This is a genomic window from Polaromonas sp. P1_E1_2 (assembly GCF_056406035.1).
Genome location: NZ_JBFUAZ010000769.1, coordinates 1 through 1,670, shown reverse-complemented (window position 1 = coordinate 1,670; position 1,670 = coordinate 1). Strand labels below are relative to the sequence as shown.

Here is a 1,670-nt window from a genome sequence, read left to right as displayed (position 1 = left end):
CAGTTGCGCCAGCACCTGGTTCAGGTCCAGCCCCAGTTGCGCCAGGCGCTTTTGCGAAATCTCTATGTAGACTTTTTCGTCCTGGACACCAAACAGCYCCACCTTGCTCACGTCGGGCACACGCAGCAGTTGCTGGCGCACATCGTCGGCAAAAGTCTTGAGTTCAGCGTAATTGAAGCCGTCGGCTTCCAGCGCGTAGATCACGCCATACACATCGCCGAATTCGTCGTTGAAGAACGGGCCCTGGATGCCGCCCGGCAACGTGCCGCGCATGTCGCCGATTTTCTTGCGCACCGAATACCAGACGTTGGCAACGTCGCCGGGTTTGGACGAGTCCTTGATCTGGAAAATGATCTGCGATTCACCGGGTTTGGAGTAGCTGCGAATCCTGTCGGCATAAGGCGCTTCCTGCAGCGTGCGCTCCAGCTTGTCGGTCACCTGCTCGGCCACCTGCTGCGCTGTCGCGCCCGGCCAGTAGGTGCGCACGACCATGGCGCGGAAGGTAAACGGTGGGTCTTCGTCCTGCCCAAGCTGGAAGTAGGCGACAAAGCCCAGAATCATCAGCACCAGCAGGAGATAACGGGTGAGCGCCGGGTGGTCCAGCGCCCATTTGGAAAGGTTGAAACGGGTCGAGGGCGWAGCCAGTTCGCCGGCAGCGCTGCTGCTGTCTGGATGGGGTTGCGTCATGCCGTCCTCACTTCGCGGCAGAAGCCGCGGAGACGGCAACCGGTGCTGTCACAGGCGCCGCGGATGTCGCGGGCGTTGCTACTGAATTGATAGCTGTTTGCGCAGGACTGGCGCCGGCTACAGCCACACTTGGCTGGTAAATACTGACTTTCTGGCCCGGCGAGAGCACATGCACGCCGGCGCTGACCACCAGCATCCCGGGCTGCAACCCGGAAGCCACCACCACGTCGTTGCCGTCGGCCGTGGCAACCTGAATGAGTTGCGGTTTGACGGTCATGGTGGCCTTGTCAACCACCCATACCGCCGTGGCCTTGCCTTCCTGACGCAGCGCTGTTGTCGGCAGCTTGATGACCGGCGCACCCACCACGCTGCCGGCCTGCGGCACCACATACACCGTGGCACCTAGCGGCGGCGGTTCTTTCGCGTCAACGGAAACCTTGACGGTGTAGGTCCGCGTGACGGGGTCATTGCTGGCCGCCACTTCGCGCACTTTTCCAGTCAGCTCGGCGGTCTGGGACCACACGCGGATACTGACCGGCGAGCCGACCTTGATGGCCGCCACCTTGTCTTCGGGCACAGAGAACACCACATCACGCACACCATCCGCTGCAATCCGCACCACCGGCGCGCCAGCCGTCACGACCTGGCCCGGCTCGGCCTCGATGGCGGTGACAACCCCCGACACGTCCGCGACCAGCGCCGCGTAGTTGGCCTGGTTGCCCTGCACGGCCAGTTGGGACTGGGCTTGCTCCAGTTGCGCCTGCGCTGCCTTCAGGGTGGTTTCGCGGCGCTCCAGTTCGGCGCCGCTGATGAAGTTCTGCTCTTTCAGCTCCCTATAGCGCTTGAAATCGGCGGCAGCAAGGTCGCGGTTGGTGGCGGCGGCGGCGACCTGCGCACGGGCTGCATCGGCCGCGAGCTTGTAATCCTGGGGATCGAGGTTGGCAAGCACTTGCCCGGCCTTGACGCGCTGGCCCAGTTCAGCC

General features: G+C 63.5%; 2 protein-coding genes. Both read right to left on the bottom strand.

All coding sequences use genetic code 11. From position 1 onward, the window contains the following. On the bottom strand, positions 1-687 hold a 687-nt coding region (locus AC1D1P_RS22690), incomplete at its 3' end, for an efflux RND transporter permease subunit (RefSeq protein ID WP_477674542.1). Between the two features lie 7 nt (positions 688-694). Further along, positions 695-1,670 (bottom strand): efflux RND transporter periplasmic adaptor subunit (locus tag AC1D1P_RS22685; RefSeq protein ID WP_477674541.1); only part of this gene is annotated, 976 nt, incomplete at its 5' end.